The sequence below is a fragment of the Rahnella ecdela genome (assembly GCF_019049625.1).
Classification (GTDB): domain Bacteria; phylum Pseudomonadota; class Gammaproteobacteria; order Enterobacterales; family Enterobacteriaceae; genus Rahnella; species Rahnella ecdela.
Genome location: NZ_JAFMOY010000126.1, coordinates 124442 through 146242, shown reverse-complemented (window position 1 = coordinate 146242; position 21801 = coordinate 124442). Strand labels below are relative to the sequence as shown.

The window sequence follows — 21801 nt, the reverse complement described above, 5'->3', positions numbered from 1 at the left end:
GGTTTACCTCAGTGTGCGGAACGTCCGGTGTGAAAGCGTCTTTCCAGATGCTGGCTATAACGCGACATGCTAAAACAGAAAATCCAGTAGACGGCAGCGGCGAAGACGTAGCCTTCGGTCGACATGCCGAGCCATTCCGGATCGACGGTGGCTTGCTGTACGCTGCTGAACAGGTCAAAAAGACCGATGATGATCACCAGACTGGTGTCTTTGAACAGCGCGATGATGGTGTTTACCAGACCCGGTATCACCATTTTCAGCGCCTGCGGCAGAATGACTAATCCCTGCGTTTTCCAGTAACCCAGCGCCAGTGATTCGGCGGCTTCGGTCTGTCCTTTCGGCAGTGCCTGTAGCCCGCCGCGCACCACTTCTGCGACGTACGCCGACTGGAACAGCACCACACCCACCAGCGCACGCACCAGTTTGTCGATACTCGTTCCTTCGGTCATAAACAGCGGCAGCATCACCGAGGACATAAACAGGACGGTGATAAGTGGCACACCGCGCCAGAACTCAATGAAAACGACCGACAGAATACGCACGATCGGCAGACGTGAACGGCGTGCCAGCGCCAGCATAATCCCCAGGGGTAAGGCCCCGGCGATGCCGACGGCGGCGATAATCAGCGTCAGCGTCAGGCCGCCCCACTGGCGGGTTTCGACGCGGCTCAGGCCAAAGAATCCGCCATACAACATGAACCAGGTGAAAATCGGGAACAGTACCATCCAGCAGGCGATATAACGTCCGCGACGCGGCGTCGCTTTAAAGAAAATGGGCGCCAGTGTCAGCAATCCGACAATCAGCGTGACGTTGATGCGCCAGCGCTGATCAAACGGATATAAACCATACATAAACTGGCCGAAACGCGCGTGGATAAACACCCAGCACGCACCGGCTTTGGTGCAGTCAGTTCGTGCCGTACCGACCCAGTTGGCCTGGAAAATCACCCAGTTCAGCAGCGGAGGGATAACCAGCCACATCAGCCATAAACAAAACAGCGTCAGCAAACTGTTAAACCAGCTGGAAAACAGATTTTTACGCGCCCAGAGTACGGCGGTACCCAGTGGCGTACCGGGCTTCACGGCTCTGACTCCGGGAGGAAGTGTTGTCATCGTCATGGGTTTCCCTTAACGCTCGACCAGCGCGATACGCCGGTTGTAGATATTCATCAGGAACGAAATCACCAGGCTGATGATCAGGTAAACCGACATGGTAATCGCAATGGTTTCAATCGCCTGTCCGGTCTGGTTGAGCACCGTTCCGGCGAACAGCGACACCATATCCGGATAACCGATCGCGGCCGCCAGAGAGGAGTTTTTCACGATGTTCAGATACTGGCTGGTCAGCGGCGGAATAATCACCCGCATTGCCTGCGGCAAAATAACCTGTCGCAGCGTGACCGGATTCGGCAATCCTAACGAACGGGCGGCTTCATGCTGACCGTGCGACACCGACTGAATGCCGGAGCGGATCACTTCGGCAATAAACGTCGAGGTATAGACCGACAGCGCCAGCGTTAACGCCGCCAGTTCCGGGATAAGCACCATGCCGCCACGGAAGTTAAAACCGCGCAGTGCAGGGACATCCCAATGCAGCGCAGGCCCGAAAATCAGGTGCGCCAGCACCGGAAACGCGACGAGCATAACAATCGCCCATGGCCAGATATGCCAGACGCGTCCGGTGTGGGTCTGACGAAAATGGTTGTAGCGTTGCAGCGCGACGATGCCAAAAATCGCCAGCAACAGGGCGATAAAACCCGCCAGGCTAGCTGGTGCGAGTTCCGGTGACGGCAGATACAAACCGCGGTTACTGACGAAAGCCAGATCAAACGCCTTCAGGCTCTGACGCGGGCCCGGCAGATTGCGCAGTACGGCGAAGTACCAGAAGAAGATTTGCAGCAACGGTGGAATATTACGGAACGTCTCGATATACACCGTCGAGACTTTACGGATCAGCCAGTTATCGGAAAGACGTCCTAAGCCGATAATGAACCCGAGAATCGAAGCAAATACGATACACAGTGCGGAAACCAGCAGGGTATTCAGCAGACCGATAACAAATACGCGGGCGTAAGTGTCGCCTTCCTGGTAGTCAATAAGATGCTGAACAATGCCGAAACCGGCACCTTTTTCAAGAAACGCAAATCCCGAGGTGATCCCTCGTGTAGTCAGATTGGTAATGGTGTTGTGGAGCAGGTAACCCAGACAGGCTACCAGCAACACCACCGCGAAAATTTGGTAAATCCAGGCGCGTACCGCTGGGTTGGTCAGCGAGAACGAAGCCTTAACGGTTGGGCGTTGCGACATTTTTAACCTCGACCTGCAGGTAAAACTGTGGAAGTGATGCACCGGGGAACGACCGGTGCATCAGCTTCCTTAAACACTTTTCAATTTCTTGTAGAAAGGATATTTAGCGGACTGGTGGCGCGTACTGGATGCCGCCTTTATTCCACAATGCGTTCTGACCGCGCTTGATTTTCAGCTCGCTGCCCTGACCGACGTTACGTTCGAAGCTTTCGCCGTAGTTGCCGACCTGTTTAACGATTTTAACTACCCAGTCGTTTGGCACTTTCAGATCAGCACCGTACGTTCCGGTCTTGCCCAGCAGGTTGCTCATATCAGGTGTAGTCGGGTTGGCCGCCAGCTGATCGACGTTGGCAGAAGTCACGCCCATCTCTTCGGCGTTCAGCATCGCGAACAGTGACCAGCGCACGACGGCCAGCCAGTCTTCGTCGCCACGGCGAACAACCGGACCCAGAGGTTCTTTAGAAATCACTTCTGGCAGAACGATGAAGTCATCCGGTTTGCCCAGTTTGATACGCAGAGCGTACAGCTGAGACTGGTCAGATGCCAGGGTATCACAGCGACCTGAGTCCAGCGCTTTGGCGCTTTCGTCTGAACGGTCGAAGGTGACCGGAGTGTAGGTCATTTTGTTGGCTTTGAAGTAGTCAGCTACGTTCAGTTCAGTATCTGTACCGGCTTGCAGACAGACAGTTGCGCCGTCGAGTTCTTTGGCGCTTTTCAGGCCCGCTTTCTGGTGAGTCAGGAAGCCGATACCGTCGTAATAATTTACGCCAGCGAAAATCATCCCCATGCCCGCGTCACGGGAAGAGGTCCAGGTGGTGTTACGGGACAGGATGTCTACTTCGCCAGACTGCAACGCGGTGAAACGCTCTTTTGCCGTCAGCGGGGTGTATTTCACTTTTTCAGAATCACCAAACACGGCGGCAGCTACCGCGCGACAGAGGTCAACGTCGATACCGGTGAATTTGCCTTTGGAGTCAGCATACGAGAAGCCAGGAAGGCCGTCGCTGATGCCGCACTGAACAAATCCTTTCTTTTTAACTGCATCCAGAGTGGTACCTGCATGAGCCTGACCAGCCAGTGTCACGAAGCTTGCTGCGGCAATCAGCGTTGAGAGCAATATTTTTTTCATAAAGCGTCCTGTGAGACAAAACTGAAAATTATTATTGTGTGAGTGCCGGAGCACCCTGTCTGTTTATGGGGCAACGCCCTCTGCACCTGTCATTGCAAAGGGAGTGCCAACATGAAAAACGCGCCATCAATCAAGTCACGCACTGGAATTGCACAGTAACATTGACGGGCGTTATAAAACTTATTGCCCTGTTTCAGTGCGCGGTCAATGTGGCTGCTTTAAAAGGGTGCGGATTATTTCAATATTGGAGTGCAGATCGCGGTCTTTGAAGGGAAGGGAAATACGGTGTCATATTTGGTAAAAAAATGAGGTAAAACGATGAATAAATCTCTCAGACCGGATGGCCTGAGAGACATTCAGAAACAGGCGGGCTCAGAGAACGGACTTTATCAGTGCAGCCACCAGCGGCGGGAGCTGACCTTTTAGTGCGGCGCGTTCCGGCTGGAATAACGTTGCAACAAAAAACGGATGGCCGGGCAGTTCGATGGCGCGAACTTCGCCCGTGGCATCGTGCCCTATCATCCGCAATGGCTGCGCCTCCAGCGCGGTCTGAAAAGCGGGATTTATGCCGTAACGGCAGTGATAACCCTCTTCGACTTCCAGCCGGCCATAGGCGCGTGCTGGCAGGCTGTCCTGGGTAAAGGTGAGGGTATTTTTAACTTCTACCATTTCGCACGACAAGGCGCTGATCACCAGCCGGCCTTCAGTGTCGGTTTCGCCGTGTCCGGCATCCTGCCAGTCCATCACGTTACGGGCATATTCGATAATCGCATGCTGAAAACCGCCGCAGGTACCCAGGAAAGGTTTACGATTTTCTCGGGCAAAACGGATGGCGCTCAGGGCGCCTTCGGTTGAGCGATACGGGCTGCCGGGAACACACCAGAAAGCGTCGTAGTTTTGCAAAATTTCAGGGGTTATGGTGTCGGTCGCAAGCCAGTCGGCGTGAATTTCAGTGCTGAAGTGTTGTGCTGCAAGGTCGATAGCAAGGGGGATAGCTTGGTGGGCCGTGATCGCGGAATTGTAGTCTCCGACCAGCGCCAGACGAACAGAGGTTTTCATCACTTCTCTCCAGGGCAGGTAAAAATAGAGGTTACAGAAAAGCGATTAATCTGTCGTGAGAATTATTTTCATCAGCTTGTTTGCGCAGATAAAGCCATTAAAAAACCCACATGAAGTGGGTTACTGTCAGGCGACGTTTTCACATCATTCGCTCTTGTCGGCATTGCCTTTGATGAGCTTACGCGCAGCGGCAATCTGCTCATTGTCCGGTGCTTTGGGCTTGGCTTTATTCAGTGCTGTACTGAGGCCGGAGCGCCCCCAGAGGTCAAAACTGTCTTCCTCTTTGAGATGGTCAAAGATGGAAGGTGTCGCGTCAGGTTTTTTAGCCATGAAAATTACAAATCTCTTATGGATGCGTTCAATGAAAAAGCCCGACGCATTGCATCGGGCTTCTGTTTTATCACGTCTGGCACTTATCAATAAAGAGAAGGCGTTCCTGCCGGACGGGTTTTAAAGCGGCGATGCAGCCAGAGGTACTGGTCTGGCGCACGCATAATTTCTTTCTCGATCACGCGATTCATGTACGCCGCAGCGGCCATTTCGTCGTCAATCGGGTAATCCTGCAATTGCGGCTGGATAACCAGTTCATAGCCTTTACCGAGGGCTTTTCGTACCAGTACTACAGTAACCAGCGCAGGTTTCGCCAGACGCGCCAGCATAAAGGTACCGCTGGTCGTTGCTGCCTGGTCTACCGCGAATAAAGGTGCAAAGACGCTGCCACGCGGGCCGTAGTCCTGATCCGGCGCGAACCAGACCGCTTCGCCTTTTTTCAGCGCGTGAACCATACCGCGTAAATCTTTGCGATCCAGCATGGCCTTGTTGGAGCGCATACGCCCCCAGGTCTGCACGAATTCCATCGCTTTATTGTTGTGCGGTCGGTACATCGCCATCATCGGCTGACATAAACCCATCGCGCGGCCACCCAGTTCCAGCGACATGAAATGCACACCAATCACCAGTACGCCTTGTTTGTTTTCCTGCGCCTTTTTCAGATTGTGCAGACCGCTGACGTCAAACCAGCGTTTCACACGGGCATCTGACCAGAACCAGGCCATACCGGTTTCCAGCAAGCCCATGCCGAGAGATTCGAAGTTACTGACGATGCGTGCTTCAACCTGATCAGAAGGCAATTCCGGGAAGCACAATTGCAGGTTGCGGCGGGTGATCGACACACGGCGCTTAAGGAAACGCATCGACGTTCGGCCGAGCCAGATCCCCAGACGATTTAACACCGGATAAGGGAGCTGAACTAACAGGAACAGGACGCCCAGACCAAACCAGGTCAGCCAGTAGCGTGGATGTAAAAATGAAGCGCGAAAGCGAGGAGAAGTCATAAAAGCCTAATCATCTGCATAAAAAACCGGGGTAACGCGTAAGGAGATGCCTCAGTCGCGATACGGATTGTCTTACAAAGAGTGGGACAGCGTGTGTCGGCAAATGTTTTTGAAAAGACACAAGTTGACGCAATTTTTACTCTATAAAGACACTGTTAAAAGGCGGGATCGCGAAGCTGAAGGGCTGTCCGTAGGCGTTGAGCGGGCGAATACGACTCTTACGTAGAGTATAACATGCTGGTTGATCTAACCGGAGGGGGTAATTGTCCGATAAACGCACTATTTACCGTTTATTTACGTCACCTTTTGGGCCAGCGAGCGAAAGCACAACGGAAAGAAGGGATTAGCTTTAAGAAACCAAAGCAGCCTGAGTGGGGTATCAGCATGCCTGACGATTCAGACATGCTGAAACGAAATATCAGCGGTACAGCGGGTTGCTCATTACAGAATAACGGCCACTACCGTACAGCGCGATCACGATGGCTGCCATGAAGTAATACACGATGTCTTCAATGGCCCAGGCACCGACCGGTGATAATGCAAAAGTATGGTGAATACCCACCATCAGCCAGGCGACTACCATTGTCGCTGCCGCAGACAGGGCGGCGAGACGGGTGAAAATCCCCAACATCATCATGACAGGGGCAATAACCTCGCCGATGATGACGCCATAGGCGACAAATGCAGGAATGCCATAGCCCGCCAGCATGCCCTGAATACCGCCCAGCCCGTCGTGAAGTTTATGCCAGCCATGAAAAATCAGCAGACCGTATGTGATACGCAACAGCAAAATAGCCAGATCAGGTTTGTTCAGCGTGGCGGTAAAACGAAGATAGAGTTGCTTCATCATTATGACTCCGGGAGACGTTTTTATTGTCTCTCTAAAGTAATTCTTAATGGCTGAACAGAGGGGAGAATTATTCTCATTTGGGTTGATCTGGGTTAGGTTTTGAGCAAATTTTCAGCTAAAGGCCTGCTGGTAAAGCAGAAAACAAAAAGGCGCCCTCCTTGCGGAAAAGCGCCTTTTTAAGACATCGACTGATTAGTATCAGTTCATGCCGTATTTTTTCAATTTCTTACGCAGCGTACCGCGGTTGATACCCATCATCAGGGCCGCACGAGTCTGGTTGCCACGGGTGTACTGCATCACCATGTCTAACAGTGGCTGTTCAACTTCAGCCAATACCAACTCATACAGGTCATTCACGTCCTGACCATTCAATTGAGCAAAATAGCCCTTAAGTGCTTGTTTTACCGAGTCACGCAGGGGTTTTTGGGTTACCTGATCCTGAGAATTAACGGTAGAAACGGTCAGTACGTCAGAATTCACGCGTTGTTCGAACATAGTTCTGTCAGCTCTTTTTTGTTACGCAAGATTTTCGAAATATGCTTCCAACGCCTCCAGCTGTTCGCTGGCATCCTCTATGGCGTTGAAGGAGCGCCGAAACTGGTCACTCGGGGCATGTTCCTGGAGATACCATGAAACATGCTTACGGGCGATACGGAATCCCTTGCCTTGACCGTAAAAGTCGTGCAATTCCCGTACGTGCCCTATTAACAAGCGCTGTACCTCACCCAAAGGCGGTGGCGGTAACAGTTCCCCTGTGTCCAGATAGTGCTGGATTTCCCGGAAGATCCAGGGTCTCCCCTGAGCGGCACGTCCTATCATCAGAGCATCAGCTCCGGTGTAGTCGAGCACCGCTCTGGCTTTATGCGGGTCAGTTATGTCGCCATTCGCGATAATCGGAATGGAAACACTCTGCTTAACTGTCCGAATACTGTCGTACTCTGCTTCTCCATTGAAGAGGCAGGCACGGGTTCGGCCATGAATAGTCAGGGCCTGAATTCCACAGTCTTCAGCCAATTGGGCAATTTGTACACAGTTACGGTGTTCCGGTGCCCAACCAGTACGAATTTTCAACGTGACTGGCACATCTACCGCATTCACAACGGTAGTGAGGATTTGTTTAACCAAATCCGGATACTGCAGTAATGCAGAACCTGCCAGTTTGCGGTTCACTTTCTTGGCCGGGCAGCCCATATTGATATCAATGATTTGCGCACCGCTTTCCACGTTAATTCGTGCAGCAGCCGCCATATCTTCGGGGTCACAACCGGCAATTTGCACGGCGCGGATCCCCGGTTCATCGTTATGTACCATGCGCAAACGTGACTTATCCGTCTGCCACACCTCCGGATTGGAGGAGAGCATTTCAGATACTGCCATTCCAGCCCCCATCGCATGACATAAGGCACGAAAGGGTCGGTCAGTGATACCGGCCATTGGGGCCGCAATCAGGCAATTTGTAAGCTGGTGGTGTCCGATGCGCATGAACTAGGAATGACCATACTGATGTCCGCAAGGGCGCGTATATTACGCATTTTCGTAGCGATATGAAAGGCCAAACTTTGAGCAACTCGATAAGAAAATCCCTTGCCAACGGTGTAAATCAGCACAACTCAATTATTTATCTTGGTTTTACATTGGCTTATGTGACGGTGGTTAAATTGTGCGCTTAAGCAAATTCCTAATATCTCTCTGAAACACCCTGTTATATCAGTGGATTCTAAGGGCAGGGTTGATGTTTTAAGCAGCAACAACCACAAAATTCCGTGACGCAGATCGTCTTTTGGTTAAAAAGTGACTTATTTTTAGTAAGCGTAGGTGAGTTTCAGAAACAATGGAAAAGAGGCAGCAGCGTTAAACTCCGTGCCTCTGATGTCAGAAGGAATTACTCGGCGACAATCGTGCGACCGTGAAGGTTCTGTACGGGACGATTGTTTGCATGTTGTCTCGTGTGCTGGAATTTTTCCAGTTGCGCTTCAGAGAGGGTCACAGGTTGTTTTAACACCAGCCAGCGAACGCCTTCAGAACATGGCGGAGTGGTCAGAGAACCGCTGAATCGGTAATGCGTCGTATCTTTGGGCAGCAGACCTTTGAGACTGACTTTATCTTTCAGCGCGAGGGTTTCTCCAATATGTTCTGGCATTTGCTGCCAGATTTTTTCCAGTTCAGGATTGGCTTTGCCGGTTTCAAACATCACAGCAACGACCGCAACTTCTCCGGTTGAGTCCAGATGGACAAAATGTGCTTCCATCGGGAAGGATTTGCCATCGAGGGTATTTTCGCTCGGGGAATGGAAATGGAATTGCTGGAGGACGAATTTCTCCCCGTCCAGCGTCACAAAATCGCCCTGCTGGACATTCACCTGCACGCTGTGGCCATTGTTGATGACATTCACCGGCGGCAACTCATAGCTGACCTTGAGAGGACGAGGGTGCACCTGCAACGCATCTTTGATATCCACCGGAGACTGATTTTTGCCTTGCTCACACAGATGGAAATCAGGGCTGAGTTTCGACCAGTTTTGCGGAGCGGCATCGCCATCGTAGGACCAGTGTGGCGCTTCATTGGCGAAGGCGGGGTGTGCGGAAGCCGACAGCATCAGTACGGCCATTGTGGTAGTCAGTATTGTTCCTTTCACGAGATATCCCTTTCATTTATGGAGTGAAAAACCATGTGAAGTGTAAGGGTTTTGTGGGGCAGGTGAAATGCGGGAGAAGGCCTGAAATGGATTTTGGGGGAGATCCCGCTCTTTCTGCAAAAAAAGAAAAAGCGGGAGGCTGCAAATCAGGCGTTTTTAACGCCCGTTATGCGACACCATTCTTCTTTTTCAGCAACCGGATCCAGCTCGAATTTATCTTTGTATGCATCCGCGACGCTTTGCGCCTGGCTCGCCAGTACGCCGGACAGCCCCAGATGACCACCCGCGACAGGCAGGACGCCAATCAGCGGCGCCAGCTCGCGCAGAGGGCCGGCAAGGATGTTAGCGACGACCACGTCGGCTGACAGGTTCTCAGGCTGATCTTTTGGCAGATACAGCGACAGACGCTCTGAAACGCCATTACGCTCGGCATTATCGCGGCTGGCCTGGATCGCCTGCGGATCGATATCGATCCCGACGACGTGTTTTGCGCCGAGTTTCAGTGCGGCGATCGCCAGAATGCCCGAACCGCAACCGAAGTCGATCACGGTTTTATCTGTCAGGTCCAGGCTGTCGAGCCATTGCAAGCACATCGCGGTAGTCGGGTGAGTGCCGGTACCAAACGCCAGACCCGGATCGAGCATCACGTTGACCGCAGTCGGATCCGGGACATCGCGCCAGCTCGGGCAAATCCACAGGCGCTCGCCAAAACGCATCGGGTGGAAGTTGTCCATCCATTCGCGCTCCCAGTCTTTGTCTTCCAGTTGTTCGATTTTGTGCACGAAACCTTTGCCCAGCAGCGGTTCGTTTTCCAGCATGGCTATCACTTCTTCCATGTCGGTTTCTGCATCGTACAGGCCGATGGCGTCGGTATCGCCCCACAACAGAGTTTCGCCAGGCAGAGGTTCGAAGACCGGATTATCGTGTGTGTCCTGGAAAGTCACAGACACAGCGCCACTTTCGATAAGCGCGTCGCTCAGCGTTTCCGCATCATTACCGGTAGTATTAATTTTCAGTTGGATCCAAGGCATAGCCATTCTCTTCTTAACAATCTGTAAAATCAGTGCCGCCCGGTCAGGACGGCTTGAGTACGGTTTCTTGTGGCTGTTTTCCAAATTTATTGCCGACATAAAACGCCAGCAGGCTCAGCGACAGCGACGGTACAATCGGATGCAGACCGGCAATATGCACGTCGATACTGGCGAGCAGGGTATAACAAACGCCGCCAACAATCATTGAGCTCAGCGCCCCCGTGGCGTTAGCGCGCTCCCAGTACAATCCGAGTACCAGTGGCCACAGGAATACCGCTTCCAGTCCGCCAAAGGCCAGCAAATTAAGCCAGATAATCATTTCCGGCGGACGCCATGCGGCCAGCAGAACCAGTAATCCGAGCACAAACGTGGCCCAGCTTGAGAAGCGTTTTAATTTGCGCTCATTGCTAAGCTGATCCGGTTTAACGCCCAGGTATAAGTCTTTAACGATAGTCGCTGATGACTGTAAAAGCTGTGCGTTGATGGTCGACATAATCGCCGCCATTGGCGCGGCAAGGAAAATACCGGCGGCATAAGGGGGCAGCACGGTGATCATCAGCGTCGGGATCACCTGATCGGGTATTTTAAGATCCGGTAAAACAGCGCGCCCGAGCGCACCGGCCAGATGCATACCGAACATCAGAATGGCGACTACAATCGTACCCAGTACAATGCCGCGATGCACCGCTTTGCTGTCTTTATAAGAGATACAACGCACGGCAGTATGCGGCAGACCAATTACGCCAAAGCACACTAAAATCCAGAAAGAAGCCATAAACGGCAGCGAAAGAACGTCACCTCCGCCGTGAACCGATACCAGTTTCGGATCAATTTGCTGAAGTTTATCGACTGCGCTGTGCAGACCGCCCGCGGCATGAATGACGCCCACCAGCAGCAAAATGGTGCCCAGCAGCATTACCAGCCCTTGCATGGCATCATTGAGTACGCTGGCACGAAAACCGCCAAACGCCGTATACAGTGCGATACTGATGCCGAAAATCAGCAGACCGGTGTCGTAAGGAATACCGGCAGCCGTTTCCAGCAGACGAGCGCCGCCGATGAACTGGACGGTCATAGCGCCCAGAAATGCGACCAGCAGGCTCAGGCTTGCCAGCCAGACCAGTAAACGGCTCTGATAGCGGGCAAACAACATATCGTTGAGTGTGACGGCATTATAGCGCCGCGCCAGAATGGCGAATTTCTTACCCAGAACCCCCAGCGACAACCAGACCGCAGGCAGCTGGATCATCGCCAGCAATACCCAGCCGAGGCCAAACTTATAGGCCGCGCCTGGACCGCCAATAAAAGAACTTGCGCTGATATAGGTGGCGGTCAGGGTCATGGCCAGCACGAAGCCGCCCATTGAGCGATTGCCAAGAAAATACTCAGTGAGGAAGTTGCCCTGTTGGCGGCGTGTGTAGGCATACACAGACAGGCCGAATACCAGCAGCAGATAGGCGATAAGTGGCAGCAGAACTTCAGTCTTCATCACTGTCCTCCAGCGGAATATCGCGGAAAATCACACGAACCATCAGCCAGCTTAAAAGCACGAAAATCAGTGGTACCAGCATGCACGCCATTTCAAACCAGTGCGGCAACCCGGTAATACCCTGTTTATCATCAGGAATATAAGCGGCAAAACTCCATGCCAGCAGATAAGCAATCGTCAGCCCAAACGCCCAGCGGGCTTCACGGTTGGCTTGTAAGAAACGTTTATCCATTTCTCCCTCCCCATAAATGAAAAAAAGGCCGGAATATCCGGCCTTGATAAGAATGTACGCAACGGTACGGTCTTATTATTTTTCCTGCAAACCGAGTTTTTTCTCCAGATAGTGGATGTTAGTCCCACCATGCTGGAAGTTCTCGTCGTCCATAATACGCATTTGCAGTTCAATGTTGGTTTTGATGCCGTCGATGATCAGTTCTGCCAGCGCATTTTTCATGCGGGCAATCGCCACTTCACGGGTTTCGCCGTAAGTGATCAGTTTACCAATCATGGAATCGTAGTACGGAGGCACTGTGTAGCCTGCGTAAATGTGCGATTCCCAACGAACACCGAAGCCGCCAGGTGCGTGGAAACGAGTGATTTTGCCCGGGCTCGGCAGAAAGGTGTTAGGGTCTTCCGCGTTAATACGGCATTCCACCGCATGGCCTTTGACTTTCACTTCGCTTTGTTTGATCGACAATGGCTGGCCGGACGCAATGCGCAGCTGCTCTTTGATCAAATCCACACCCGTGATCATCTCGGTAACCGGATGCTCAACCTGGATACGGGTGTTCATTTCGATGAAGAAGAACTCGCCGTTTTCATACAGGAACTCGAAAGTACCCGCGCCACGGTAGCCGATATCCACACAGGCTTTTGAACAACGTTCGCCGATGAAACGACGCAGTTCTTCAGTGATGCCTGGTGCCGGCGCTTCTTCCACGACTTTCTGATGACGACGCTGCATGGAGCAGTCACGTTCAGCCAGATAAACCGCGTTGCCCTGACCGTCAGCCAGTACCTGAATTTCCACGTGACGTGGGTTTTCCAGGTATTTTTCCATGTAAACCATGTCGTTGTTGAAAGCCGCTTTGGCTTCAGCACGGGTCATGTTAATGGACTGCTCGAGGTCTTTGTCGCTGCGCACAACGCGCATACCACGACCACCGCCGCCGCCAGAGGCCTTGATGATGACCGGATAGCCGATGCGTTTAGCGAAGCCACGGTTTTGATCCATGTCGTCGCCCAGCGGGCCGTCTGAGCCTGGTACGCAAGGTACACCAGCCGCTTTCATCGCGTGGATCGCAGAAACTTTGTCACCCATCAGGCGAATAGTTTCAGCTTTCGGGCCGATGAAAATAAAACCAGAACGCTCAACCTGCTCTGCAAAATCGGCATTCTCGGACAGGAAACCATAGCCCGGGTGAATAGCCACCGCGCCAGTGATTTCTGCCGCAGCGATAATGGCAGGGATGTTCAGATAGCTTTTTACTGAAGGTGCAGGACCGATACAGACGGTTTCATCTGCCAGCAGCACGTGTTTCAGGTCACGGTCAGCGGTGGAGTGCACTGCAACGGTTTTGATGCCCATTTCTTTACAGGCACGCAAAATACGCAGGGCAATCTCGCCGCGGTTCGCGATAACAATTTTATCTACCATGGTACGCCTCGTTATTCGATGACGACCAGCGGCTCGTCGAATTCAACCGGTTGGCCGCTTTCTACCAGAATTGCTTTAACAACACCGGATTTGTCTGCTTCGATTTGGTTCATCATTTTCATCGCTTCAACGATACACAGGGTATCGCCGGCGTTCACTTTCTGACCCACTTCGATGAAGGCTTTAGCGTCCGGGCTTGGCGTACGGTAGAAGGTACCTACCATCGGTGAGCGAACGATATGGCCACTGATTGCAGCCGGAGCTGCTTCTGCCGGTGCAGCCGCCGGAGCAACCGCAGCAGCCAGACCTGGCTGTTGTTGAACAGGCATTGCATAAGCCTGTTGCATCATAGGATAAGCCTGCGCAGGTGCAGCACGGCTGATACGTACTGATTCTTCGCCTTCAGAAATTTCCAGTTCAGAAATGCCTGATTCTTCAACCAGTTCGATCAGTTTTTTGATTTTACGAATATCCATGGGTGTGATTCCGTACTCTTTTTGCGTAGAAATTAGTGGGTTTTTGACAAGCGGTTAACCGCTGCCTGTAATGCAAAGTGGTAGCCATCTGCGCCAAGTCCGCAAATAACGCCCACTGCGATGTCGGAAAGATAGGAATGATGCCGGAACGCTTCACGGGCATGTACATTCGACAGATGGATCTCGATAAACGGAATCGAAACCCCCAGTAATGCATCGCGCAGCGCCACGCTGGTATGGGTAAAGGCCGCGGGGTTGATCAGAATAAAATCAACGTTTCCGCGTGCCTGATGAATGCGTTCAATCAGGACATGTTCTGCGTTGGATTGCAGATGGCTCAGTGCCACATCAGCAGCAGCAGCCTGAACTTCCAAACCTTTAACAATATCGTTGAGCGTGGTGTGTCCGTACGTTTCAGGCTCACGGGTTCCTAGCAAATTCAGGTTAGGACCGTTTAGTAGCAAAATGTCAAACTTATGCGCCATTGTGAGCCTATCTCCGGCAATTAGACAAAGATTGTAGAAAATACCCTGATGTCACCGATTTGTCACCTATTTCGCGGCAAATCGTCCCGTCTCTTCACCATGAGGTCGGGCATTATAATGATATCGTGGCAATTCGCAGCTAAATACTGGTCTTATCAGCGAAGATAATCAACCCTCGCCCCGTGAATGTGAGGGTGATTGCCGAAATTATGAGGGGCAGAACACATAAAAGTTCCGCAGCTTATCGCAGCCACTGACGGAATTTTTTATAGCGAAATGCCAGCAAGATGACCGCAAGTAACGCGTAAATGACGGGTTGCGGGGATAGCACTTTTACCGACCAAAGGTAATGGATCGGCGCAAGAACCGCGATCAGATAAATGAAGTTGTGCAACTTCTGCCATTTTGCGCCCATTTTGCGCTGTGCCCACAGTGTAGAAGTACAGGCCAAGGCCAGCAGCAGAACCCAGCAGATGATGCCCAGCGTGAGATACGGGCGGGAAATCAGTTCACTGCCGAGCAGTCGGAGATTGTTGATGCCCAATTCGAGGAAGGAATAGCTGAGAAGATGCAGCGTTCCCCACGCGAAACACCATAAACCGAGCAAACGGCGGGTGCGGATCAGCAGCGGTTGTTTACCGTAACGCGCGACGGGCGTGACCAGCAGAGTAACCAGCAAAAATTTCAGAGTCATCCTACCGGTAAAATGCTGAATATCCTTGGCGGGATCGGCACTAAACCAGCCCTGATTTATCGAGAGAATAATCCAGAGTAAGGGCAAAATGGCGCAAAGATAGATGATCACCTTCAGCCAGGTAATATTTGCAGGGCTTAAACGACGCATAACTGAAACTTCCCCTTCCTTAATAGAACTTACGCAAATCCATGCCGTGATACAGCGAAGCCACCTGTTCAGCATAACCGTTGAACAGCAGGGTTGGCTGGCGCTGGACATCGAGCAATCCGCCCGAACCGATAAATCGCTCCGTCGCCTGTGACCAGCGCGGGTGATCAACATGCGGGTTCACATTGGCGTAAAATCCGTATTCATTCGAGGCAATCTGGTTCCAGGTCGTCGGCGGCTCATCTTTGGTGAATTTGATATTCACGATGGATTTAATCCCCTTGAAGCCGTACTTCCAGGGAAGGGTCAGACGGATGGGCGCCCCGTTCTGAGGGGGAAGGGCTTTGCCATAAACGCCGACCGTCATCATCGCCAGCGGGTTCATCGCTTCATCTATACGCAGGCCTTCAACATAGGGATAATTCAGCCCGCCGCCGATAAACCGGTCTTTCTGACCGGGCATATGTTCAGGGTCATATAAGGTAGTAAACGCGACATAACGCGCATTGCTGGTCGGTTCGGCGAGTTTGAGGATTTCACTGAGCTGGAAGCCTACCCAGGGAACCACCATCGACCAGGCTTCGACGCAACGCATCCTGTAGATCCGTTGCTCGAGCGGGAAGCGCTTCATGATGTCGTCCATATCCAGCGTCATGGGTTTTGCGACTTCGCCATCAATGGTTATTTTCCACGGCGAGGTGACCAGCTGCCCGGCATTCGCTGCGGGATCGGCTTTATCCAGCCCGAATTCATAGAAATTGTTATAGCCGGAGACTTTATCTTCCGGCGTCAGCGGCAAATCATTCTGGTAGGCAGCTGGTTTAGTGAAATCGAGCGGTTTGCCTGCAGGCGCAGGTGGCCGGTCGTGGCCTTTAAACCAGGAAAGCAGATCAGCCCGGGCATCCTGCGGAATGGCCAGCGCCGCAGCACTGATCCCCAGTGCCTGTAGGACTTTGCGCCGGTCATGGAAAATATCTTCGGGTGTGACATCGGCTTCAGTGAGTTTGCGGGGTTTGAACATAGCATTCTCCGGCAGTTTGTTTTATATGATTCATTTTTATGGTTATAGACAGAGCATGGCGTGAAACCGGGGGTTTTGCGAGATGAACTCTTCAAATACCGAATTTAAAAAAAAATGCCTTTGGCTCATTTCTATAAGAATTCTGAATTGATTGTTTTTTACGTTGCTATGCTATCAATGGAAGCAAAGGACATTTTTCAGTCCGATAGAAGAATGAATGGGCGCCTGATGCGACAGAAATGAAGAAACATCTGATGAAGTCTGTTTCGTAAATTTCTCCAGCCGCCCCCGTGTTCTGTTTTATAGTAGCGGCGTTTTTACGCAGCAGGCTCAGTCAACGGGTTTGTGTTCATTTAACCGTAGCGAGTAAGGCACAGGGATGCGATTTACTACCAGACTATCGGCACTGATTTCGATGTTAGTCGCGCTGGCAATGCTGTTGATGTTGCTGGGCGTCACTTTCAGTTTTCTCTATCTCAATAAACAAAGTACCGAGCAGCATCTGCAGGCGCTGGCAACGACCTATGATCAGGCGCTTCTGACTCATACACCCGCAGAGGCCCAGCGCTGGTTGCCGCAGGCGATGCGAATGCTCGATGTCACTGATATTGAAGTCAAACTCAATGACACCACCGTTTATGAGTATCACGAAAATCCCAATCTGCACCGCTCCTGGGACAGCGTAATGCCTGAATATGACACAGCAATTTATCCGCTGATGCAGAACCATTCGATGTCTCTGCAAATGTCATATATCGATCCCGTCAGCACTTACATTCGTTCCCTGCGCTCAACATTTGCTATTGGTCTCGCCATATTGGTGATGCTCGGCATGCTGTTGCTCAGCTTCCGCTGGCTGCGCCAGGAAACCGACGGCGTGGAAAAGCTGGAAGACCGCGCAGTACGGATTTTACGCGGTGAACGCGAGGGGCTGACCGGCGATGTCGGTGAATGGCCGCATTCTGCCAGCAGTGCTATTGATGTGTTGCTGACCGACCTGAACGAAGCACGCGAACAGCGCAGCCGTGTGGATACACTGATCCGCGCGTATGCCCAGCAGGACGCGCAAACCGGGCTGAGTAACCGTCTGTTCTTTGATAATCAGCTCGCCACGCAGCTGGAAGAAAAGGGCGCGCATGGCGTGGTGATGTTGTTGCGTTTGCCTGATTTCGACCTGATGCGCGAAACCCACGGTCAGGCGGTGGTGGATGAATTACGCTCGGCGATGGTGAATTTATTGTCGACGTTTGTCATGCGCCACGTCGATGCTTTGCTGGCGCGCTATTTCCACAGTGATTTTGCGGTGCTGTTGCCGCACCGCTCCCTGAAAGAGGCGGAAGTCATGGCGGCTCAGCTGGTTAATGCACTGGGCGTGTTGCCGACGTCATCGCTCATCGACCGCGACGCGTTGATGTACATAGGCATCAGCGCGTACCGTTTCGGACAAACGCCGGATCAGGTCATGGATATGGTCGAGCAGGCCACGCGCCATGCGGCTTTTCAGGGAAGTAACAGCTGGTTTATCTACGATAAAAATGTACCGGAAAAGGGTCGGGGGAGTGTGCGCTGGCGGACTTTGCTGGAAAATACCCTGGCGCGCGGCGGCCCGCGTTTATATCAGAAACCGTCATTCTCAAAAGGCGGCAAACTCGACCATCGGGAAGTGCAGCGCCATGTTTTTGACGGAGAACAGGAGCTGCTCGCCGCCGAGTTTATTCCTCTGGTGGTACAGTTTGGCTTGTCGCAGAGCTTCGATCGGGTGATGTTAAGTCAGATTATTCCGTTACTTAACCGCTGGCCGGATGAAACGTTGGCATTTCACCTGACGGTTGATTCATTATTGCAGCGCTCGTTTGTTCGTTGGTTGCGCGATACGTTGCTTCAGTGCGAAAGAACACAACGAAATCGAATTTTGATTGAACTTGCAGAGGCAGATCTCTGTCAACATACCGACCGACTGCGTCCGGCGATCAGATTATTGCAAGGGTTAGGCTGTCGACTGGCCGTTACGCAGGCGGGTTTGTCGGTCGTCAGCACCTCTTATCTGAAAACTTTCCCGGTGGAGAGAGTCAAGCTTCACCCAGGGTTAGTACGTGATATTGATAAAAGGGTTGAAAATCAGCTTTTTGTACAAAGTTTGCTCAGTGCGTGTGAAGGAACTCAGGCCCTGATTTTTGCCTCCGGAGTGAGGACAAAAGAGGAGTGGGCAGTCCTGCTGAAAAGCGGGATCCACGGCGGTCAGGGCGATTTATTTGCTGTACCGGAGCCTGTTGAACCGGTCGGTAAAAAATATTCACATAACCGCGATGTTTAAGTGACCGTTATGGGATTATTTAACGTAGAATGAGCCAGCTTTTGACCGACTCCCTTGCCTGGCCTCCGGTGCTTGTTATCAGGCCGCAGATAAGCGGAAAATTTCGGTAAAAGTGTAAGAATTTATGTGCGGTGTTGCTACTTCGCCTGGGTGCCTGCCCGAGGTAAACCGAGCCTGCGATACAGAATTATATCGCAGTGCCATCAGCCTCAAAAAGTAACAACAAGTGAATGGCGACATCGCTGACAATTTTCACGGAAGCAGGACGTTTTTGCGCCTTGTCGCTGCTTCGCGTGGTTGGTAAAGTAGGCGGATTTTATTTTTCGCCCCCAGCTTGCAGGATTATCCTTTCGTTATGTTTAAGAAATTTCGTGGCATGTTTTCCAACGACTTGTCCATCGACCTGGGTACCGCCAATACCCTTATCTATGTAAAAGGACAAGGCATCGTGCTGAATGAGCCATCTGTAGTGGCTATTCGTCAGGATCGTGCTGGTTCACCTAAAAGCGTCGCTGCTGTTGGTCACGACGCAAAACAGATGCTGGGGCGTACTCCCGGCAATATCGCAGCTATTCGTCCAATGAAAGACGGCGTTATCGCTGACTTCTTCGTGACTGAGAAAATGCTGCAACACTTCATCAAGCAAGTTCACAGCAACAGCTTCATGCGCCCAAGTCCGCGCGTGCTGGTGTGTGTGCCAGTCGGTGCAACGCAAGTTGAACGCCGTGCTATCCGTGAATCTGCGCAAGGCGCAGGCGCGCGTGAAGTGTTCCTGATTGAAGAACCGATGGCTGCGGCAATCGGTGCAGGCCTGCCAGTATCTGAAGCGACCGGTTCAATGGTGGTGGATATCGGTGGTGGTACGACTGAAGTTGCGGTGATTTCCCTCAACGGCGTGGTGTATTCCTCTTCTGTGCGTATTGGTGGTGACCGTTTCGACGAAGCTATCATTAACTACGTGCGTCGTAACTACGGTTCACTGATTGGTGAAGCAACTGCCGAACGTATCAAGCACAGCATCGGTTCTGCGTATCCGGGCGATGAAGTGCACGAAATCGAAGTTCGTGGCCGTAATCTGGCTGAAGGTGTTCCACGTGGTTTCACGCTGAACTCCAACGAAATCCTGGAAGCCTTGCAGGAACCGCTGACCGGCATCGTCAGCGCGGTAATGGTTGCACTGGAACAGTGTCCGCCAGAGCTGGCTTCTGATATTTCCGAGCGCGGCATGGTGCTGACCGGCGGTGGCGCATTGCTGCGTAACCTTGATCGTCTGCTGATGGAAGAAACCGGTATTCCGGTTGTCGTTGCAGAAGATCCGCTGACTTGCGTAGCCCGCGGCGGTGGTAAAGCATTAGAAATGATCGACATGCACGGCGGCGACTTATTCAGCGAAGAGTAATCTGAGCGAAGACTTGTGGTTTTGGACAGAGCTTGCTGTAAGCAGGCTTTGTCGTAGTTAACAAAATCAGTCTGCCCGGGAAAGTGGTTGTCCGTCAGGTAAAACCTGCAACGTGAAGTGTGCAGTGTTCAATGTGGATCCGTGCAAACACTGGCCGAGCGATAAACGCTTTGCCGGTGTTTTGTCTATCCCATGAGATTGCCGCCTTTTCTGTCAGGGGAAGTCTTTACTTCGACTGACTGAAACCTTCTGTTGCCGAGGAACTCGCATATTTTATGAAGCCAATTTTTAGCAGGGGACCTTCCCTGCAACTGCGACTTTTTTTGGCTATTCTCACGGCCATTGTCCTGATTGTTGCCGACAGTAAAATAGGTACGTTTGTTAAAATTCGCACCTATATGGATACTGCCGTCAGTCCCTTCTATTTTTTGTCCAATGCCCCGCGTGAATTCTTAGATCAGGTCTCTTCTACATTTGCCACGCGTGGTCAGATGGAACTGGAAAACCGCGCTTTGCGTCAGGAACTGTTGCTGAAAAACAGCGATCTGATGATGCTCGGCCAGTACAAACAAGAAAACGCCCGTCTGCGTGAACTGTTAGGGTCGCCGTTGCGTCAGGACGAGCACAAAATGGTGACGCAGGTTCTGTCTACCAGCAATGATCCTTACAGCGATCAGGTCGTGATCGACAAAGGCAGCAACAATGGCGTGTATATCGGGCAACCGGTTATCAGTGACAAAGGTGTTGTCGGGCAGGTTGTGGCAGTTGCCGCACTTACCAGCCGTGTATTGCTGATTTGCGATGCGTCGCACGCGTTACCGATACAGGTGCTGCGTAATGACATCCGCGTGATTGCAGCCGGTAGCGGCTGTGCCGATGACCTGCAACTTGAGCATCTGCCAAGCAATACCGACATTCGTGTCGGCGATGTGCTGGTCACGTCCGGTCTGGGCGGTCGTTTCCCTGAAGGGTATCCGGTGGGTGTGGTGTCTTCAGTCAAGGTTGATAATCAGCGTGCCTATACCGTGATTCAGGCGCGTCCGACCGCGGGTCTGCAACGTCTGCGTTATTTGCTGCTCTTGTGGGGTTCCGACCGTAATGGCGAACATCCGCTGCCACCGGACGAAGTACATCGCGTCGCCAACGAACGTCTGATGCAAATGATGCCGCAAGTCCTGCCACCTCCGGGTGATATGGGGCCTCCGGCACCGGTTCCGCCACCGGCCACTGGCACAGTGACCGCGCCTGTCAGCACACCTGCTGTGCAGGGAGCGACACGATGAACAGTTACCGGAGCCACGGGCGTTGGATTATTTGGCTATCCTTCTTAATAGCCATGCTGCTGCAGGTAATGCCGTGGCCTGAACAGATATATATGTTCAGGCCGTCATGGCTGATGCTGATCCTGATTTACTGGGTGATGGCGTTACCGCATCGCGTCAACGTGGGAACCGGTTTTATTGTCGGCTTCATCATGGATCTGATCCTGGGCTCGACGCTGGGTATCCGGGCGCTGGCATTTGCCATCACCGCCTATCTGGTCGCGTTCAAATTCCAGTTATTCCGTAATCTGGCGCTCTGGCAACAGGCGCTGATTGTCATGGTGCTTTCACTGGCCGTGGACGTGATGGTGTTCTGGGGTGAATTCCTGGTCGTTAACGTTTCGTTCCGGCCTGAAGTTTTCTGGAGTAGTGTGGTTGACGGTATCTTGTGGCCATGGCTGTTCCTGCTGATGCGTAAAATTCGTCGTCAGTTTGCCGTGCAATGAGGAT

At 52.2% G+C, this 21801-nt stretch carries 22 protein-coding genes; 4 read left to right on the top strand and 18 right to left on the bottom strand.

The window, feature by feature from the left end:
- Positions 1–8 precede the first annotated feature (8 nt).
- The 18 genes from J1784_RS13260 to msrP all read right to left on the bottom strand — a co-directional run bounded on the left by J1784_RS13260 (position 9) and on the right by msrP (position 16316).
- Complete coding sequence (locus J1784_RS13260; RefSeq protein ID WP_420803971.1) at positions 9–1118, bottom strand: amino acid ABC transporter permease; 1110 nt, start codon at positions 1116–1118, stop codon at positions 9–11.
- A gap of 9 nt (positions 1119–1127) precedes the next feature.
- Positions 1128–2306, bottom strand: a complete 1179-nt coding sequence (locus J1784_RS13255) for an amino acid ABC transporter permease (RefSeq protein ID WP_217149605.1) — start codon at positions 2304–2306, stop codon at positions 1128–1130.
- 103 nt (positions 2307–2409) lie between these two features.
- The gene (locus J1784_RS13250; protein WP_217149604.1) at positions 2410–3435 is read right to left on the bottom strand and encodes an amino acid ABC transporter substrate-binding protein; all 1026 of its coding nucleotides are present in this window, start codon (positions 3433–3435) and stop codon (positions 2410–2412) included.
- A gap of 372 nt (positions 3436–3807) precedes the next feature.
- Positions 3808–4494: a CTP synthase C-terminal region-related (seleno)protein gene (locus J1784_RS13245; RefSeq protein WP_217149603.1), complete on the bottom strand. Its 687-nt coding sequence runs from the start codon at positions 4492–4494 to the stop codon at positions 3808–3810.
- Positions 4495–4638: 144 nt separating this feature from the next.
- Complete coding sequence (locus J1784_RS13240; protein ID WP_217149602.1) at positions 4639–4824, bottom strand: hypothetical protein; 186 nt, start codon at positions 4822–4824, stop codon at positions 4639–4641.
- Positions 4825–4910: 86 nt separating this feature from the next.
- Entirely contained in the window at positions 4911–5828 is a 918-nt protein-coding gene (gene lpxP, locus J1784_RS13235; RefSeq protein WP_217149601.1) for a kdo(2)-lipid IV(A) palmitoleoyltransferase, read from the bottom strand.
- Positions 5829–6246: 418 nt separating this feature from the next.
- Positions 6247–6678: a DoxX family protein gene (locus tag J1784_RS13230; protein WP_420803970.1), complete on the bottom strand. Its 432-nt coding sequence runs from the start codon at positions 6676–6678 to the stop codon at positions 6247–6249.
- Between the two features lie 198 nt (positions 6679–6876).
- Entirely contained in the window at positions 6877–7173 is a 297-nt protein-coding gene (gene fis, locus J1784_RS13225; RefSeq protein WP_004097144.1) for a DNA-binding transcriptional regulator Fis, read from the bottom strand.
- 21 nt (positions 7174–7194) lie between these two features.
- Entirely contained in the window at positions 7195–8160 is a 966-nt protein-coding gene (gene dusB / locus J1784_RS13220; RefSeq protein ID WP_217149600.1) for a tRNA dihydrouridine synthase DusB, read from the bottom strand.
- Positions 8161–8560: 400 nt separating this feature from the next.
- Complete coding sequence (locus J1784_RS13215) at positions 8561–9313, bottom strand: carbonic anhydrase (RefSeq protein ID WP_338019908.1); 753 nt, start codon at positions 9311–9313, stop codon at positions 8561–8563.
- Between the two features lie 146 nt (positions 9314–9459).
- Positions 9460–10344 carry a 50S ribosomal protein L11 methyltransferase gene (prmA, locus tag J1784_RS13210; protein ID WP_217149599.1) on the bottom strand — a complete coding sequence of 295 codons (885 nt, stop codon included), beginning with the start codon at positions 10342–10344 and terminating at the stop codon, positions 9460–9462.
- A 43-nt stretch (positions 10345–10387) separates the two neighbouring features.
- Positions 10388–11833 carry a sodium/pantothenate symporter gene (panF, locus tag J1784_RS13205; RefSeq protein ID WP_217149598.1) on the bottom strand — a complete coding sequence of 482 codons (1446 nt, stop codon included), beginning with the start codon at positions 11831–11833 and terminating at the stop codon, positions 10388–10390.
- Positions 11823–12065: a YhdT family protein gene (locus tag J1784_RS13200; RefSeq protein WP_217149597.1), complete on the bottom strand. Its 243-nt coding sequence runs from the start codon at positions 12063–12065 to the stop codon at positions 11823–11825. The genes panF and J1784_RS13200 overlap by 11 nt, the downstream gene beginning before the upstream one ends.
- A gap of 75 nt (positions 12066–12140) precedes the next feature.
- Positions 12141–13490: an acetyl-CoA carboxylase biotin carboxylase subunit gene (accC, locus tag J1784_RS13195; protein ID WP_056776169.1), complete on the bottom strand. Its 1350-nt coding sequence runs from the start codon at positions 13488–13490 to the stop codon at positions 12141–12143.
- Positions 13491–13501: 11 nt separating this feature from the next.
- Positions 13502–13966 (bottom strand): acetyl-CoA carboxylase biotin carboxyl carrier protein, encoded by a 465-nt coding sequence (gene accB / locus J1784_RS13190; RefSeq protein WP_013577296.1) that lies wholly within the window; start codon positions 13964–13966, stop codon positions 13502–13504.
- A 32-nt stretch (positions 13967–13998) separates the two neighbouring features.
- A complete protein-coding gene (gene aroQ, locus J1784_RS13185) occupies positions 13999–14451 on the bottom strand; it encodes a type II 3-dehydroquinate dehydratase (RefSeq protein WP_013577295.1) in 453 nt (150 codons plus the stop codon).
- Positions 14452–14692: 241 nt separating this feature from the next.
- Positions 14693–15295: a protein-methionine-sulfoxide reductase heme-binding subunit MsrQ gene (gene msrQ / locus J1784_RS13180; protein ID WP_217149596.1), complete on the bottom strand. Its 603-nt coding sequence runs from the start codon at positions 15293–15295 to the stop codon at positions 14693–14695.
- A gap of 19 nt (positions 15296–15314) precedes the next feature.
- Positions 15315–16316 (bottom strand): protein-methionine-sulfoxide reductase catalytic subunit MsrP, encoded by a 1002-nt coding sequence (gene msrP / locus J1784_RS13175; protein WP_217149595.1) that lies wholly within the window; start codon positions 16314–16316, stop codon positions 15315–15317.
- Positions 16317–16695: 379 nt separating this feature from the next.
- Here msrP and csrD point away from each other — a divergent pair, with 379 nt between their 5' ends.
- The 4 genes from csrD (at position 16696) to mreD (ending at position 21797) form a co-directional block, all read left to right on the top strand.
- A complete protein-coding gene (gene csrD / locus J1784_RS13170; RefSeq protein ID WP_217149594.1) occupies positions 16696–18630 on the top strand; it encodes an RNase E specificity factor CsrD in 1935 nt (644 codons plus the stop codon).
- Between the two features lie 355 nt (positions 18631–18985).
- Complete coding sequence (gene mreB, locus J1784_RS13165; protein ID WP_013577291.1) at positions 18986–20029, top strand: rod shape-determining protein MreB; 1044 nt, start codon at positions 18986–18988, stop codon at positions 20027–20029.
- 275 nt (positions 20030–20304) lie between these two features.
- Positions 20305–21312, top strand: a complete 1008-nt coding sequence (gene mreC, locus J1784_RS13160; protein ID WP_217149593.1) for a rod shape-determining protein MreC — start codon at positions 20305–20307, stop codon at positions 21310–21312.
- Positions 21309–21797, top strand: a complete 489-nt coding sequence (gene mreD, locus J1784_RS13155; protein ID WP_132966287.1) for a rod shape-determining protein MreD — start codon at positions 21309–21311, stop codon at positions 21795–21797. Before mreC ends, mreD begins: the two co-directional genes overlap by 4 nt.
- Positions 21798–21801: the final 4 nt, after the last annotated feature.